This is a genomic window from Actinoplanes sp. NPDC049668 (assembly GCF_044465445.1).
In the GTDB taxonomy this organism is placed as follows: domain Bacteria; phylum Actinomycetota; class Actinomycetes; order Mycobacteriales; family Micromonosporaceae; genus Actinoplanes.
This window is the reverse complement of record NZ_JBITLR010000002.1, coordinates 856,779-872,906: the sequence shown is the minus strand read 5'-3', so window position 1 is coordinate 872,906 and position 16,128 is coordinate 856,779. Positions and strand designations below refer to the sequence as shown.

Here is a 16,128-nt window from a genome sequence, read left to right as displayed (position 1 = left end):
ACCCACCGTCAAAGGAAGGCCAGGCGTGTCCGACGCTCAGTATTTCCGCACCTTCACCCGTGTCGACGCAGTGGAGGTGAGCGCACAGGGGCTGTCGGCCCGGCTGCACGGCGAGCGGCTCAGCGTCGACGTCGTCCGCCCGGATGTCGTGCGGTTCGCGATCAGCCGGGGCGGTGTCTTCGAGGAGCAGCCGTCACACGCGGTGTGCGTGGACCCGTTGGCCGCGGAGGTGCCGTTCACGGTGGAGGAGTCGGACGGCGGGAACGTCGTGCGGCTGCGGACCTCGCGGCTGGTGGTCACCCTGGGCCTGGCCCCGTTCCGGCTGGACGTGCACCGCCCGGACGGCTCGCCGGTCGCGGTCGGCGCGGACGACGCCGGGGCGTACGCGACGTTGAACGACGCGTTCGTGATCCGCCGCCGGTGCCGCGGCGCCGACGCGATCTACGGCCTGGGTGAGAAGACCGGCCGGCTGAACCGGCGCGGGCGCGATTTCGCGCTGTGGAACGTCGACGTCCTGGACCCGCGCGCCTCGGGCGAGTTCGCCGCCGTGCGGGCGGAGGCGGATCCGCGGGCGGACCCGAGGGGTACGGAGTTCGATCCGTACTACGTCTCCATTCCGTTCTTCTATCACCTGGACGCCGCCTCGGGGGCGACGGCCGGCTCGTTCGTCGACAATCCCTACCGGTCCCACTACGACTTCTCCGTGCCGGGGGAGTACTCGATCCGGTTCGACGGCGGCCAGTACGTGGAGTACGTCTTCGCCGGTCCCCGGATGCCGGACATCCTGGCCGCGTACACGTGGCTGACCGGAAGGATCGCGGTCCCGCCGGTGTGGTCGCTGGGATATCAGCAGTGCCGGTGGTTCGCGTACACCCAGGCCGACGTCGAGGCGCTGGCCCGCCGGCACCGCCGGGAGGAGATCCCCTGCGACGGCCTGTGGCTCGACATCGAGCACATGGACGGCTATCGGGTGTTCACCTGGGACCCGGAGCGGTTCCCCGACCCGGCGGCGATGCTGTGCCGGCTGGCGGACGCGGGGTACCGGCTGGTGACGATCGTGGATCCGGGCGTCAAGCACGAACCCGGGTACCGGGTGTTCGACGAGGCGGAGAAGGCCGACCTGCTGTGCCGTACCGAAGGGGGCGGGGTGTTCCTGGGCCAGGTCTGGCCCGGCGACACGGCGTTCCCCGACTTCACGCTTCCGGAGACCCGGACATGGTGGGGCCGGCTGAACGCCGAGCACGTGCGCTCCGGGGTGTCCGGGATCTGGAACGACATGAACGAGCCGGCCACGGGGGCGGTCGACCCGCGGGCCATGCGGTTCGATCGCGGCCGGCACTCACACGAGCGGTTCCACAACCAGTACGCGCTGCTGATGGCGATGGCGACCGTGGAGGGCATGCGCGCGGAGCACCCGGACCGGCGCCCGTTCGTGCTGTCGCGGGCCGGGTCGGCGGGGATCCAGCGGTACGCCGCGAACTGGATGGGCGACAACGTGTCCCGCTGGGATCACCTGGCGATGAGCATGCCGATGGCCGCGGGCCTCGGGCTGAGCGGGCAGGCGTTCGTCGGGGCCGACGTCGGCGGGTTCATGGGCGACGCGAACGCCGAACTGTTCCTGCGCTGGATGCAGTACGGGGTGCTGACGCCGTTCTGCCGCAACCACTCGGCGATCATGCATGTCGACCAGTACGCCTGGTCCTTCGGACCGCTGGTGGCGAACCTGGTCGGCGAGGCGGTCCGGCTGCGCTACCGGCTGATCCCGTACCTGTACGCGGCGTTCGTGGAGGCGAGCCGGACGGGCGCGCCGGTGCAGCGGCCCCTGGTCTTCGACCATCAGGACGACCCGCTGGCCCGGGACGTGGACGACGAGTATCTGTTCGGCCCGGACCTGCTGGTCGCGCCGGTCATGGCCGCGGGGACGACCGAGCGGCGGGTGTACCTGCCGGCGGGCACCTGGGTCGACTGGTACGACGGGACGGTCCTGACCGGGCCGGGCTTCGTGACCGCGGCGACACCGATGGACCGGATCCCGCTGTACGCCCGGGGCGGCGCGGTGATCCCGATGTGGCCGCACGCGCCCGAGCACGCCGACGGGTACCAGCCCCGCGCCACGGAGCTGCACGTGGTGGTGCCGGCCGGCGACGGCACCCACGAATCGCTGCTGGTCGAGGACGACGGCGTCACCACCGCCGCCGAGGACGGCGCGTTGCTGCGTACCGTCTTCACCCTGACCCGCGCCGGGCGCACGGTGACCGTGGCGGCGCGCACCAGCGGCGACGGCTATCCCGAGTTCGTCCGCGAGGAATTCGTCCTGGTGATCCGCGGCGCGCACCCGCGCGAGGTCCGGGTCGACGGCGCCGACCACCCGGTGACCGGCGCGCGCGTGCGGTTCGGCAACGACGGCGGTGACTTCGACGCGAGCTTCACCCTCTGATCGCTGTACAGATTGCCCAACGTTCACCGCCACGAACCGGCATCCCTGCGCATACTGCTCGCTCCCGACTGGGCGTGTTGTGCACCATGGCCTCGTTCCTCAAAGCTGGTCACCGCAGCCGTGACAGGCTCACCGGGGGCGACGATCGGAGGTTCGGATGGCGCACTACCAGCGGGCCGGCAGCATCCCGGCCAAACGGCACACCCAGCATCGCGATCCCGGCGGCAGGCTCTACTACGAGGAGCTGATGGGCGAGGAGGGCTTCTCCTCCGACTCGTCGCTGCTCTACCACCGGCATGTGCCCTCGGCCGTCGTCGACGCGCGCGCCTGGGACCTGCCCGACCTGGCGACCGTGCCGAACCAGCCGCTGCTGCCCCGGCACCTGCGGCTGCACGAGCTCTTCGCCGACCAGGACTGGAAGGCGCGGGACGCGGTACGCGACCGGCGGCTGGTCCTGGGCAACGCCGACGTCCGGATCGCCTACGTCGTGGCCGGCGAGGCCTCGCCGCTGTACCGCAACGCCACCGGCGACGAGTGCGTCTACGTCGAGTCCGGCGGCGGCACCGTTGAGACGATCTTCGGTGACCTCGAGGTGGGCTTCGGCGACTACGTGATCATTCCGCGGGCGACCACCCACCGCTGGGTGCCGGCCGGCAACGAGCCGCTGCGCCTGTACGTCATCGAGGCCAACAGCCACATCGCCCCGCCCAAGCGGTACCTGTCGCGCTACGGCCAGTTCCTGGAGCACTCGCCGTACTGCGAGCGCGACCTGCGCGTACCGGGCGAGCCGCGCACGGTGGACGCGCAGGACGTCGAGGTGTTCATCAAGCACCGCGGCGACGGCCCGGCCGGGCTCGCCGGCACCGTGCACGTGCTGCCCGAGCACCCCTTCGACGTGGTCGGCTGGGACGGCTGCCTGTACCCGTACGCGTTCAACGTCGCCGACTTCGAGCCGATCACCGGCCGGGTGCACCAGCCGCCGCCGGTGCACCAGGTCTTCGAGGGCACCAACTTCGTCATCTGCAACTTCGTGCCGCGCAAGGTCGACTACCACCCCCTGGCCGTGCCGGTGCCCTACTACCACTCCAACGTGGACAGCGACGAGGTCATGTTCTACGTCGGCGGCGACTACGAGGCCCGCAAGGGCTCCGGGATCAACGTCGGCTCGATCTCGCTGCACCCCGGCGGCCACTCGCACGGCCCGCAGCCGAGCGCCATCGAGGCCAGCCTCGGCGCGGAACGCTTCGACGAGCTCGCCGTCATGGTCGACACCTTCCGGCCGCTCGGCCTCGGCGAGGCCGGCCGGGCCTGCGACGACGGCAAGTACGCCTGGACCTGGGCGGGGCGGGGGCCGAGCCGGTGACCGCGACCCGGACCGCGCCGGCCCGGCTGTTCCTCGGCCTGCTCGACGACGCCGCCATCTTCCCGCCCGGCAACGTGCCCGTGCCGGACGCCGTGCCGGCACACCAGCAGCGCCGGTCGACGCCGCTGGCGCCGCTGCTCGGGCCGTTCGTCTGCTCGCTGCCGCGCTGGGCGGAGCTGACGGCGGCGCTGCCGGCCGGTACCACGCTGCCGGTCTCGCTCACCCTCCCCGGCGGCACCGAGGACGTGCCCGCCGCGATGGCGCTGGCGCGCGCGGAGCCCCGGGTGATCCTGGCGGCGCTCGAAGTGCCGGCGACCGCCGGCGCGCTCGACGACCTGGTGTACACCCTCGACCGGCAGGTGCCGCCCGAGGTGCACACCTACGTCGAGCTGCCCTGGGCCGACGTCACGGCGGCCACCGTCGCCACGCTCTCCGGCGCCGGCCTGCGCCTGAAGATCCGCACCGGCGGTGTGGTCGCGACGTCGTTCCCCGACGAGCGGGAGCTGGCCGGCGTTCTCGAGGCGGCCGTGGGTGGCGGGCTCGCGTACAAGCTCACCGCCGGCCTGCACGACCCGATCCGGCACCGGGATCCCGCCACCGGCTTCGAACACCACGGATACCTCAACGTGCTCCTCGCGACCGCCCGCGCCCTGTCGGGCGGCGATGTCGCCGCCGCGCTGGGCGACCAGGACGGCGCGCGGGTGGCGGACGCGGTCGCCGCGATCGACGACCCGCTGGCCGAGCGGGTACGCCACCACTTCGTCAGCTTCGGCACGTGCAGCATCACCGAGCCGGTCGACGGCCTGCTGCACCACGGACTTCTCCCGGAGGACCCGCGTTGACCACCGTTCCGGCGGACCACCCGTTCGGCATCGCCACCCTGCCCTACGGGGTCTTCAGCACGGCGTCCGATCCGGCCCCCAGGGTGGGAGTCGCGATCGGCGACTTGATCCTGGACCTGGCGGCGGCCGCGCGGGCGCTGGCGCCGCAACTCGCACCCGCGGTGGCGGGACCGTCGCTGGACACCCTGCTGGCCGCCGGGCCGCGGACCTGGTCGCAGGTGCGCGCCCAGGTGACCACCTGGCTCACCGACGCCGACCACGGCGACCGGCTCGCACCGCACCTGGTGCCCGCGCGGGACGCCGTCATGCACCTGCCGTTCACGGTCGCCGACTACGTCGACTTCTACGCCTCCGAGCAGCACGCGACCAACCTCGGCCGGATGTTCCGCCCCGGACAGGACCCGCTCACCCCGAACTGGAAGCACCTCCCGATCGGCTACCACGGCCGCGCCGGCACCGTCGTCGGCTCCGGCACCGACGTCGTGCGCCCCCGCGGCCAGCGCCGCGGCGCCGACGGCGAGATCACCTTCGGCCCGTCGGCGCGCCTGGACATCGAGGCCGAGCTGGGCTTCGTCGTCGGCACCCCGTCCCGGCTGGGCGAGCCCGTCGACCTCGCCCGGTTCGACGAGCACGTCTTCGGGGTCTGCCTGGTCAACGACTGGTCCGCCCGCGACATCCAGGCCTGGGAGTACGTTCCCCTCGGCCCGTTCCTCGGCAAGTCCTTCGCCACCAGCGTCTCGCCCTGGATCGTGCCGCTGGCCGCGCTCGGACCGGCCCGGGTGGCGCCGCCGGAGCGCACCGTGCCCCTGCTGCCGTACCTCGACGACGCGGCGACGCCGCCGTGCGGCCTGGACGTGCGGCTCGAGGTGCGGCTCAACGGCCACGTCGTCTCCCGCCCGAGGTTCGACGGCATGTACTGGACCGGCGCGCAGATGCTGGCGCACCTGACCGCCAACGGCGCGTCGCTGCGCACCGGCGACCTCTACGCCTCCGGCACGATCAGCGGCGAACGCCCCGACCAGCGGGGCTCGCTCATCGAGCTGTCGTGGGGCGGCACGGAGCCGCTGCGGCTGCCGGACGGGACCACCCGGACCTTCCTCGAGGACGGCGACGAGGTCGTGATCAGCGCGAGCGCGCCCGGCGCGGACGGCGCCGTCATCGGCTTCGGCGAGGTCCGCGGCCGCATCCTGCCGGCGAACCAGGCGCCTCGTTAGGTCAGTTTCGGAACGCCCACGGCGGCCGGTGCGCCGCGGTGTCGATGGGTGCGCAGGTCGAACAGCGCGTACGCCGCCACCAGTGCCAGGCAGGCCCCCGGTACGAGGTAGGCGACGGCCGCACCGAACGCGTCCATGACCCGGCCGTGCACGAGCGGCATCAAGGCGCCGCCGAGGATCGCCATCACCAGGCCCGCGGCGCCGAACTTGGTGTCCTCGCCGAGCCCCTGCAACGCCACCCCGTAGATCGTGGGGAACATCAGCGACAGCGACAGCGAGATGCCCACCACCGCGATGAGGCCGATCATGTTGGGCGAGAGCACGGCGACGAGCGCCAGGATCACACCCAGCGCGCCCATCGTGAACAGCAGCAGGGTGGGCCGGAAGATGCCGAGCAGGTACGTCATGACGAACCGCGTGATCAGGAACAGGATGAGGCTCGCCTGCAGGTACCACCCGGAGTGTGCGGTGGGCACGCCCACCACGTCCTGTGCGTACTGGATGGTGAACGTCCAGGTGCAGACCTGCGCCGCGACGTTGAAGAACTGGGCGGCCACGCCGTACCGGTAGTGGCGGTTGTGCCAGAGCCGCCCGAGCACGCCGCGCTGCACCTCCATCTCGAACTGGTTCTGCTCGGCGGGCGTCTCCATCCGCCGGAATGCGATGACCAGCCAGATGATCAGCAGCACGGCGGCGATGCCGAGGTACGGGCCGAGCACCAGCGACAGGTCGCGCTCCTGCGCGCTGCGCAGTTGGTCGGCGGTCATCGCCGCCTTGTCGGGCTCGGGGGTGATGTTGGGCAGGATGACGACCGCGCCGAGCAGGACGCCGATGTTCGCACCCACGGGGTTGAAGGCCTGTGCCAGGTTGAGCCGCTGGGTGGCGCTCGGCTCCGGCCCCATCGCGATCACGAACGGGTTGGCCGAGGTCTCCAGGATCGACAGCCCGGCGGCGAGTACGAACAGCGCGAGCAGGAAGAGGCCGTACGCGAGCACCTGGCTTGCCGGGTAGAACAGCGCCCCGCCCACGGTGGCGAGCCCGAGTCCGGTCAGCACGCCGGCCTTGTATCCGAAGCGCCTGTTGATCAGGGCCGCCGGGATGGCCAGGGAGAAGTAGGCGCCGTAATAGGCGAACTGGACCAGCGCCGACTGGAAGTTCGACATCGTGAAGATGTGCCGGAAGACGCCGACGAGCACGTCGGTCAGGTTCGCGGCCGACCCCCACGCGGCGAAGCAGAGAATGAGCAGGACGAACGACACGCGGAATCCGGGAAACACCAGTCTGGCCCGGGTCGGCTGTTCGTTCTCCAGCGGCTGTGCCTGGACGATCAGGTCCCGTGGCATCCGAATCGCCCCTTCCGGTTCCTCTGGTATGCAGAATTCCCGGCGCAGCCGTACATTAACCACAAATCGGTGGAGGAAACGCTATTGCCGCTTCACGTGGTTCGCGTACGCGTCGAGTACCAGCCCGTGGAAGTGGTGCACGCCGTGCTCGGACAGTCCCGAGCCCTCCGGGTCGTACACGATGCGGCCCTGATCGAAGGCGGGCGTCGCCATCCCGCGCTGCACGCTCTCCACGATCGCGATGTCCTGCGGCTGCAGGACATCGTCGATGTACCGGACCGCCTCGGCCTCGGCGTCCTCGAGCCGGTCGGTCTCGAAGAAGAAGTCCCAGGTCTCCAAGGTCCGGTCCGGGCCGGCGGGAATGACCTGGAAGACCATGAAGTTGCCGCGTCCCGGATAGCGCAGCAGGCACGTGTTCGGCCACAGCCACCACACGGCGTGCTTGGTGACCGACGCGGCCGACACGTCGTACGCGGGGTTCTCCCGCCTGCCCGCGTCGGCGAAGTGGCTGGACCAGATCCCGTGCGTGCGTACCTCGTAGGTGTCCATGTCGACCAGCGCGACGAACTCCCGGTGCGCGATGTGGCAGTGGTAGCACTCCAGGAAGTTGTCGATGACGTTCTTCCAGTTGGACCGGACGTCGTAGGTCAGCCGCCGGGCGAACGTGAGGTCCGCGACGTCGGGCGCCCAGAACGCGATCTCGGCGGCCAGGTCGGGTGCCTGCGCCGCCAGCGGCGCCGCGGCCGGGTCGAGGTTGACGTAGACGAACCCGCCGAACTCCTCCACCTGAACCTGGTCCAGGCGGATCTCCGTCTTGTCGAAGGTCGGCATATCGGTGCGCCGGGCGCCGCGCAGCGAGCCGTCGAGGTCGTACACCCAGGCGTGGTACGGGCAGACGATGGTGCCGGTGGTCCCCGAGCCGGACAGCAGCTCGTGTGCCCGGTGCTTGCAGACGTTGTAGAAGCCGCGCAGCCGCCCGGCCCGGTCCCGCACCAGCGCGACCGGCATGCCCGCCACCGTCGCCGAGACGTAGCTGCCCGGTGCCCGCAGCCGCTCGACGTGGCAGACCCATTGCCAGGTCCGGCCGATGACCGCCCGCAGATCCAGATCCCACCACTTCGGATCCGTGTACGCCGCCGCGCGCAGCGACATCGACCGCGCCGGATCCGCGTCGTACCCGGCGGCGATGTCCCGCACGTCCCGCTCGTTCGCCGCCGCCATGCCCGAACGCTATCCACCGCCGGCCGGCTGTTCAAACGGCTGACGTCGCTGTCCGATTCTGCGAGACTCGGTCACCACGACAGGGGGTTGGAGATGTCCGACGAGTTCGCCGCCGCGGTCGCCGGCGTCGCCGCGCTCGGCGAACCCGTGCGCCGCTCCCTGTACCGCTACGTCGTCGCGCAGGACCGGCCGGTCGGCCGGGAGGACGCGGCCGCCGGCGTCGGGGTGGCGCACCACGTCGCGAAGTTCCACCTCGACAAGCTGGCCGCCGACGGGCTGCTCGACGTCGAGTACCGCCGGCCCCCCGGCCGCTCCGGGCCCGGCGCCGGCCGCCCCACCAAGCTGTACCGCCGCGGCGCCCGCGAGATCACGGTCAGCCTGCCCGAGCGCCGCTACGACCTGGCCGGCCAGGTGATGGCCGAGGCGCTGACCATCGCCGCCCGCGACGCGCTGCCCGTCGCCGACGCCGTCCGCGTCGCGGCCCGGGCGGCCGGGCGGCGACTGGCCGACGCGGCCGAGCCGGGCGCGGATCCGCCGCAGCGTGTGGTCGGCGACCTGCTGGCCCGGTACGGCTACGAGCCGCGGGTCACCGAGGACGGCGTGGCCCTGGCGAACTGCCCGTTCCACCACCTCGCGCAGACGCACACCGAACTGGTCTGCGGCATCAACCTCGACCTCATCGACGGCGTCCTCGACCGACTCTGCCCCGGCCGCCTGTCGGCCCGCCTCGACCCGGGACCCGACCACTGCTGCGTCGCCATCGGCACGACGCCCTGAGATCGCCGTCAGCCAGGACGGATGTTCTGGTTGAGGTGGAACAGGTTCGTCGGGTCGTAGCGGGTCTTGATCGCCGCGAGTCGTTCGTAGGTGTCCTTCGGGTAGGCGGCGCGGACGCGGTCCTCGCCGCCCTCGCCGGTGAAGTTCACGTACGTCGCGGCGTCCGGGCCGAGGGTCTCGGTCGCCGCGCGCGCCCAGTCCCTCGCGGCGGGGAAGCCGTCCGCGTCCGTCGAGCGGGCCACCACGTTCAGGATGAAGTCGCGGTCCCGGGTGGCGAACGCGCTCGCGTCGGCCGGTACCCGGCCCATCGCGCCGCCGAGGTGGTGCACGTGCAGCTCGGAGACGGGGTTCGGCACGTTCGCGTAGGAGCCGAGGAGCGCGCCGGTCGTCGCGTCGTCGAGGTCGGTGAAGAACGCCGAGCGGAAGTAGTTCCACATGCCGCGCGGCCAGAGCGGGTCGAGGATGGTCTGCATCGCGGTGTAGGGCATCGGGGCGAACAGGTCGACCACGACGGGGGCCAGCTCCCGGAACGGGCGGGTCGCGGCGTCGCCGTCCTCGGGGCGGCCCGACCAGAGCCCGGCCACGGCGACGATCGGCTTGCCGTGCACCTCCGCGGGCAGGAACGGCGCCGGCGGGGCGGTGGTCAGGTTGACCACCGTGGTGAGCTCGTCCGGCGCACCGGAGGTGGCCGCGCGGAAGCCGCGCAGCACCTGTTCCGCGTCCTCGCCGCGGTAGAAGACGAGGCCGGCGAAGACGGTCGGGCCGACCTCGTGCAGGCGGAACTCGAACGAGGTGACCACGCCGAAGTTGCCGCCGCCGCCGCGTAGTGCCCACAGCAGGTCGGGGTGCTCGTCCTCGCTGGCGTGCAGGTACCGGCCGTCCGCGGTCACGACGTCCGCGCCGACGAGGTTGTCGCAGGTCAGGCCGCAGCGGCGGACCAGCCAGCCGACGCCGCCGCCGAGGGTGAAGCCCGCGATGCCGGTGCTGGACACCAGGCCGCCGGTCACCGCCAGGCCGAACGCCTGGGTCTCCGCGTCGACGTCGCCCCACAGGCAGCCGCCCTGCGCGGTGACGGTGCGCCGGCCGGGGTCGACGCGGATGCCGTTCATCGGGGCCAGATCCAGCACCAGGCCGTCGTCGACCGTCGAGAAGCCGGGGATGCTGTGCCCGCCGCCGCGGACCGCGAGCGGCAGGCCCTCGTCGCGGGCGAACTCGACCGCCTTGAGGACGTCCGCGACGCCGTGGCAGCGGACGATGAGGGCGGGCCGGCGGTCGTGTGCGCCGTTCCAGATCGACCGCGCCTCGTCGTAGCCCGGGTCGTCCGGGCTGATCAGCTCGCCGCGTAGGGCCTGCGCCAGTGCCGTGGTCATGGTGACTCCTTCGCCACCTCCACGCTATGCGCCCGCGGCGCCGGAAATCCGCGCTTTGCGCAGGCTCAGGTGCGCGCCGCCCTGGGCAGCCGCGGTGTCAGGTCGGCCGGGTCGGCCGGCCTGCCGATCAGGTAGCCCTGGCCGTACTGGCAGCCGAGGCGGAACAGCTCGTCGAGCTGCTCCTGGTGCTCGATGCCCTCGGCGATGGTCTGCAGGTGCAGCGCGTTGCCGAGGTTGACCACGGCGGCGGCCAGCTCCCGGCCGCGCGGCGTGTCGAGCCGCCGGGTGAAGGACTGGTCGATCTTCAGTACGTCGATCGGGAGCTGCTCCAGGTAGGTCAGCGACGAGTATCCGGTGCCGAAGTCGTCCAGCGCGATCTTCACGCCGAGCGCCCGGAGCGCGTCGATCACCGCCACCGAGGCGGCGATGTCCTGGACCAGGAGGGTCTCGGTGAGCTCCAGGGTCAGCGTCCGCGGCGGCAGGCCGGTGTCCTCGAGGACCTGCTGCACCTGGGCCACCAGGCCGGGGTGTTCGAGCTGCCGCGCGGACAGGTTCACGCTCAGGTGCAGCAGTTCGAGGCCGGGCAGCCGCTGCCACTGCGCGGCCTGCCGGCAGGCCTGCCGCAGCACCGTGGCGCCGATGGGCACGATCAGGCCGGTCTCCTCGGCCAGCGGGATGAACCGGCCCGGTTCGAGCAGGCCCTTGGCCGGATGCTGCCAGCGCACCAGGGCCTCGACGCCGGACAGCTGCCCGGAGCTCAGTTCGATGATGGGCTGGTAGTACACGATCATCTCGTCCTGGGCGAGGGCCGTGTGCAGCTCGTTCTCCGCCTCCAGCCGGGCCAGCGCGGCGGCGTGCATGCCCACCTCGTACAGCTCGTATCCGTGGCTGCCGCGCCGCTTGGCGCGGTACATCGCGGTGTCGGCGTTGCGCAGCAGGTCGCTGGGGCCGGTCACCTCGGCGTCGGACAGGGCGACCCCGATCGACGTGCGGATGCGTACCTCGTGGCCGCGTACCTTGCAGGGCTCGCGCAGCGCTTCGATGATCCGTTCGGCCACCCGGACGGCCGCCGCGGCGTCCTGGTTGTCCTCCACGACGACGGCGAACTCGTCGCCGCCGAGGCGGCCGAACAGTTCGGACGCGCGCAGGCAGGTGCGCAGGCGCTCGGCGACCACGATCAGCACGTCGTCGCCGGCCTCGTGGCCCAGCGAGTCGTTGATCTGCTTGAAGCCGTCCAGGTCCAGCAGGAGCAGCGCCGCCGGCCGGCCGGTGCGCTTGGTGCGCTGCAGCGCCCGGGTCAGGCTGGCCTGGATGAGCGTGCGGTTGGGCAGGCCGGTCAGCGAGTCCTGGTACGCCAGGTCGGTGAGCTCCTCGGTCAGCGCGGCGCTGGACAGGCGCAGCGCCGTCTGGCCGGCGAGGGTGGTCAGGGCCGCGCGCGCCGAGTCGGAGATGGGCCGTTCGCAGTGCACGGCGAGCATGCCCAGCATCTGACCGTGCACGGTCAGCGGCAGCGACAGCGCGGTCGCGGTGCTGTGCCGGGCCGCCGACTCGGCGCCGGCGTCGGCGACGGTCTCCAGCGCCCCGCCGGGGCGCAGCAGCGCGACCGACGCCCGTACCGGACCCTTCCCGGCCAGCAGCTCGACGGCGACCTGCGCGGCAACGGAGTGGATCTCCGCCCGGCCGGTGGCCGCCTGCAGCCGGCCGCTGGCGGCGGTGAGCAGCCGTTCCTGGCGGATCGTGCGGTCCTGCCGGGCGAGGCTGATGGCGAAGAGGTGGCTGACCATCGCCAGGCTCGCGGCGCCGACCATCACGCCGAGCGCCTGCGGTACCGCCTGCGTCATCCCGAGGGCCAGGGCGGTGCCGCCCGCCAGCACCAGGTACCCGCCGGTGCGGGTGATGACCAGCCACCAGGCGCCGTACAGGGAACGGAAGCCGAGGGCGAAGAAGAAGATGGAGTAGACGCCGTTGAGGTCGAGCGCCGTCACGAGCAGCGGGATGAGGAGCAGCTCCACCGGCTCACCGGCGAGGGGGAAGGCGCCACGCCGCTCACCACGGATCCACCAGGCGCAGGCCCCGGCCAGGGCGGCGATGGTGAGGAGCCGGAGCGGCACCGGCGCCGGCGTGGTGGCCACCTGCAACCCCGCCAGCGCGGCCAGCGCCAGCGTCACCAGCAGCAACGCCCGACTCACCGGGCGCAGCGATCCCTGGTCCCGGGGGAAGAAGAACCGTCGCGGGTTCATGCACCCCATATCGACCCGGAAGCGCGGCGACTGAGCGGCGGGGCCGGGGTCGTACGCTCGGAGCCGTACCCGGCCCCGACGAAAGCCGACCAGCGTTGAGCGCAAAAGACCGGCGCGGCGAGACCTCGCCCCGAATCCGGGACGTCGCCGCCGCCGCGGGCGTCTCGTACCAGACCGTGTCCCGGGTCATCAACGATTCGCCGAACGTGCGGGCCGAGACCCGGCAGCTGGTCGTCGACGTGATGGAGCGGCTGCGCTACCGGCCGAACCGGGCGGCCCGCGCCCTGGGCCTGGGCCGGGCCCGGGCGGTCACCGTGGTCACCTCGAACACGACCCTCTACGGGTACGCGAGTGTCCTGCAGGGCATCGAGGAGGCGGGGCGCCTGCTCGGCCTGGCGGTGGGCGTACGCGTGGTCGAGTCGGAGTCGGCGGCCGACGTGCGCCACGCCGTCGACTACGTGAGCGACCCGACCGCCGGCGGCGTCGTGGTCGTCGCGTTCGATCCGGCGGGCGCGGGCGTGCTGCGCATGCTGCCGCCGGAGGTGCCGGTGGTGGCGGCGACCGAGGCCGGCGGCCTGCCCGGCGCCGGCTGCCGGATGATCTTCCTGGACGAGCGGCAGGCCGCCGCGGCCGCGACCCGGCACCTGCTCGGGCTGGGCCACCGCACGGTGCACCACGTGGCGATTCCGTCCGAGGTGCCGGCCGGCGCCCGGCAGGCCGGCTGGCGTGACGCGCTCGACGCCGCGGGCCGGCCGGCGCCCGAGGTGGTCGCGGCCGGGTGGGACTCGCGCTCGGCGTACCTGGCCGGGCGGCGGCTGGCCGCGGACCCGGAGGTGACCGCGATCCTCTGCGGCAACGACGACACGGCGCTGGCCGTGCGCCGCGCGCTCTACGAGGCCGGCCGGGACGTGCCGGGCGACGTGAGCATCGTCGGCTTCGACGACGTGCCGGGCGCGGCGTACTGGACGCCGGCGCTGACCACGGTGCGGATGGACTTCGCGGCGCTGGGCCGGCAGTGCGTGTCGGTGCTGGCCGGCGGGCCCGAGGTCGACCTCGAGCCGCCCCGGCTGGTGATCCGGGAGTCGACCGCAACGCCCAGGTAACGAAACCGTAACGGGCCCTTCCCTGCTCAAATGTGACCGGTCACACTCATGCGTGAGAATGTGACCGGTCACATCTCGGCAGGGAAGAGGGAGGGCCATGAGATCGAGGACAGTAGCCATGATCGGCGTCATCGCGCTGGCGGCCACGACGATCGCCACCCCGGCGCGCGCGGCGGCGTCGCAGCTCACCGTCGACCTGGCGGCGAGCACGGGAGCCCTGCGCTACGGCGCGACCGGCTTCCTGTACGGGCTGGGCGACGAGGGCATACCCAACGAGACCATGCTGGCCGCGCTCAGGCCGCAGGTGACCGCGCAGAAGGCACCCGACGGCCTGCAGCACCCCAACGGCGACGCGCTGCGGATCGCCCCGATGTTCAAGCGCGCCGGCGGCCGCGACATCCAGATCTACCTGCAGGACGTCTACAAGCAGTGGCCGTACGAGAACCTCGGGATCGCCGACTACCTGGCCAAGGTGGACACGATCGCCCGCAAGGTGGTCGCCGAGGAGTACCGCGGCTCCTACGTCTACGTGCCGTTCAACGAGCCCGACCTCATCTGGTACTCGGGCAACCTCGCCGGCCTGCTCGCCGACTGGCGCACGGTGTTCCGGCGGATCCGCTCGATCGACCCGGGCGCCCGGATCGCCGGGCCGAACTTCGCCTCCTACCGCTCGGCCGACCTGCGCGCCTTCCTCACCTTCGCCCGCGACAACGGCGTGCTCCCGGACGTGATGACCTGGCACGAACTCGGCAACGACTTCTTCACCAGCTGGCAGAGCCACTACAACGACTACCGCGCGATCGAGGCCGGCCTCGGCCTGAGCGCGCGGCCGATCACCATCAACGAGTACGGCCGGTCGTCCGGCGACCTCGGCGTGCCCGGCAACCTCGTGCAGTTCGTCGCGAAGTTCGAGGCCAGCAAGGTGGACGGCTGCCTCGCGTACTGGACCACCGCGGGCGGGCTCAACGACCTGGTCACCCGCAACAACCAGGCGACCGGCGGCTGGTGGCTCTACAAGTGGTACGGCGAGCTGACCGGCAACACGGTCGCCGTGACACCGCCCAGCGCCGGGGGCTCGCTGCAGGGCCTCGCCGCGCTCGACGCCGCCAAGAAGCAGGCCCGGGTGATCTTCGGCGGCAACAACCCCGGTACCGGAACGTACGACACGAACGTCGTGGTCAAGGGCGTCCCGTCGTACCTCGGCACGACCGTGCACGCGACCGTCTGGGGCGTGGACACCTCCGGCCTCAACCCGTCGGCCGGGCCGTACGTGGTCAAGGAGGGCGACTTCGCGGTGGGCGGCGGGCAGGCCACGATCCCGCTCACCGGCCTCAAGGGACAGTCCGCCTACCAGGTCATCGTGACCCCGAACGGCGACGTGGCGCCGGCCCGTCGCTACGAGGCCGAGTACGCCGCGATCGCCGGCACCGCGCGGATCGCCGGTACCTACTTCGTCGAGGGCTACGGCGCGAGCGGCACGGCGAGCACCCGGTTCGTCGTCTCGGTGCCCTCCGACGGCTACTACAACCTGGGCCTGCGCTACTCGGCCGGGCCGTACACCGGCGCGCCGGCCGACCGGTCGATCCGCGTACGGCTGAACGGCGCCGACCTGACCACCGTCGCCCTGACCGGCACCGCCGACTGGAACACCTGGAACACCGCCACCACGAAGGTCTTCCTGCCGGCCGGGATCAGCCGGGTCGAGTACAACGCGTACGCGAGCGACGACCGGGACGCGGTCAACCTGGACTACCTGGACGTCGCGGCGGCCACCGGCGTGGTCACCGCGTACGAGGCGGAGGGGGCGGCCAACACGCTCGGCGGGACCGCCGTGGTGACCGCCGACGCGGCCGCCTCGGGCGGCCGGTACGTCGGCTGGCTGGGCGCCGGCGGCGCGAACACGCTGCGCTTCAACGGCGTGACCGTGCCGAGCGCGGGCCGCTACCGCCTGGTGGTCGGCTACGCGAACGGCGAGCTCGGCGACGGCGCGACCAACTACAACAGCAACATCGTCGACCGGTACGCCGAGATCAGCGCCAACGGCGGCGCGGCGAAGAAGGTCTACTTCCGCAACACGCTCGGCTGGTCCACCTACCGGACCACGGTGGTCGACGTCGACCTGGCCGCGGGCGCCAACACCATCACGTTCGGCAACGCCTCCACCGGCTACGCGCCGAACATCGACCGCGTCCAGCTCGCCGCGCCGGTCGGCTGAGGG

The 16,128-nt window shown here is 72.3% G+C and carries 11 protein-coding genes; 7 read left to right on the top strand and 4 right to left on the bottom strand.

Annotated features, from left to right (window positions below):
• Positions 1-25: 25 nt before the first annotated feature.
• From ACIBSW_RS10845 to fahA, 4 genes are all read left to right on the top strand, one after another.
• A complete protein-coding gene (locus tag ACIBSW_RS10845; RefSeq protein ID WP_354726198.1) occupies positions 26-2,437 on the top strand; it encodes a TIM-barrel domain-containing protein in 2,412 nt (803 codons plus the stop codon).
• A gap of 157 nt (positions 2,438-2,594) precedes the next feature.
• A complete protein-coding gene (locus ACIBSW_RS10840; protein WP_354726200.1) occupies positions 2,595-3,800 on the top strand; it encodes a cupin domain-containing protein in 1,206 nt (401 codons plus the stop codon).
• Positions 3,797-4,642, top strand: a complete 846-nt coding sequence (locus ACIBSW_RS10835; RefSeq protein WP_354726202.1) for a hypothetical protein — start codon at positions 3,797-3,799, stop codon at positions 4,640-4,642. Before ACIBSW_RS10840 ends, ACIBSW_RS10835 begins: the two co-directional genes overlap by 4 nt.
• Positions 4,639-5,856 (top strand): fumarylacetoacetase, encoded by a 1,218-nt coding sequence (gene fahA, locus ACIBSW_RS10830; protein ID WP_354726204.1) that lies wholly within the window; start codon positions 4,639-4,641, stop codon positions 5,854-5,856. The genes ACIBSW_RS10835 and fahA overlap by 4 nt, the downstream gene beginning before the upstream one ends.
• On the opposite strand, the gene fucP is transcribed toward fahA, so the two are convergent.
• Positions 5,853-7,199, bottom strand: a complete 1,347-nt coding sequence (gene fucP, locus ACIBSW_RS10825; protein ID WP_354726206.1) for an L-fucose:H+ symporter permease — start codon at positions 7,197-7,199, stop codon at positions 5,853-5,855. The two genes, fahA and fucP, sit on opposite strands and share 4 nt — an antisense overlap.
• A gap of 81 nt (positions 7,200-7,280) precedes the next feature.
• The gene (locus ACIBSW_RS10820) at positions 7,281-8,420 is read right to left on the bottom strand and encodes a ring-hydroxylating oxygenase subunit alpha (RefSeq protein WP_354726208.1); all 1,140 of its coding nucleotides are present in this window, start codon (positions 8,418-8,420) and stop codon (positions 7,281-7,283) included.
• A 93-nt stretch (positions 8,421-8,513) separates the two neighbouring features.
• Between ACIBSW_RS10820 and ACIBSW_RS10815 the strand changes: the two genes are divergently transcribed.
• Complete coding sequence (locus ACIBSW_RS10815; protein WP_354726210.1) at positions 8,514-9,197, top strand: helix-turn-helix domain-containing protein; 684 nt, start codon at positions 8,514-8,516, stop codon at positions 9,195-9,197.
• Between the two features lie 8 nt (positions 9,198-9,205).
• Here ACIBSW_RS10815 and ACIBSW_RS10810 read toward each other — a convergent pair whose 3' ends face one another.
• Complete coding sequence (locus ACIBSW_RS10810) at positions 9,206-10,567, bottom strand: FAD-binding oxidoreductase (RefSeq protein WP_354726211.1); 1,362 nt, start codon at positions 10,565-10,567, stop codon at positions 9,206-9,208.
• Between the two features lie 65 nt (positions 10,568-10,632).
• Entirely contained in the window at positions 10,633-12,807 is a 2,175-nt protein-coding gene (locus ACIBSW_RS10805; protein ID WP_354726213.1) for an EAL domain-containing protein, read from the bottom strand.
• A gap of 95 nt (positions 12,808-12,902) precedes the next feature.
• On the opposite strand from ACIBSW_RS10805, the gene ACIBSW_RS10800 reads away from it, so the two are divergent.
• Together ACIBSW_RS10800 and ACIBSW_RS10795 are read left to right on the top strand one after the other, a co-directional pair.
• Positions 12,903-13,910, top strand: coding sequence for a LacI family DNA-binding transcriptional regulator (locus ACIBSW_RS10800; RefSeq protein ID WP_354726215.1), 1,008 nt, complete (start codon positions 12,903-12,905; stop codon positions 13,908-13,910).
• 118 nt (positions 13,911-14,028) lie between these two features.
• Entirely contained in the window at positions 14,029-16,125 is a 2,097-nt protein-coding gene (locus ACIBSW_RS10795) for a carbohydrate-binding protein (protein WP_354726217.1), read from the top strand.
• Positions 16,126-16,128 lie beyond the last annotated feature (3 nt).

What these genes read in the sequence shown, in the direction of transcription:
- ACIBSW_RS10810 (WP_354726211.1), bottom strand. Translation starts at nt 10,567, where the DNA reads ATGACCACGGCACTGGCGCAGGCCCTACGCGGCGAGCTGATCAGCCCG.
- ACIBSW_RS10840 (WP_354726200.1), top strand. Translation starts at nt 2,595, where the DNA reads ATGGCGCACTACCAGCGGGCCGGCAGCATCCCGGCCAAACGGCACACC.
- ACIBSW_RS10805 (WP_354726213.1), bottom strand. Translation starts at nt 12,807, where the DNA reads ATGAACCCGCGACGGTTCTTCTTCCCCCGGGACCAGGGATCGCTGCGC.
- ACIBSW_RS10795 (WP_354726217.1), top strand. Translation starts at nt 14,029, where the DNA reads ATGATCGGCGTCATCGCGCTGGCGGCCACGACGATCGCCACCCCGGCG.
- fucP (WP_354726206.1), bottom strand. Translation starts at nt 7,199, where the DNA reads ATGCCACGGGACCTGATCGTCCAGGCACAGCCGCTGGAGAACGAACAG.
- ACIBSW_RS10815 (WP_354726210.1), top strand. Translation starts at nt 8,514, where the DNA reads ATGTCCGACGAGTTCGCCGCCGCGGTCGCCGGCGTCGCCGCGCTCGGC.
- ACIBSW_RS10820 (WP_354726208.1), bottom strand. Translation starts at nt 8,420, where the DNA reads ATGGCGGCGGCGAACGAGCGGGACGTGCGGGACATCGCCGCCGGGTAC.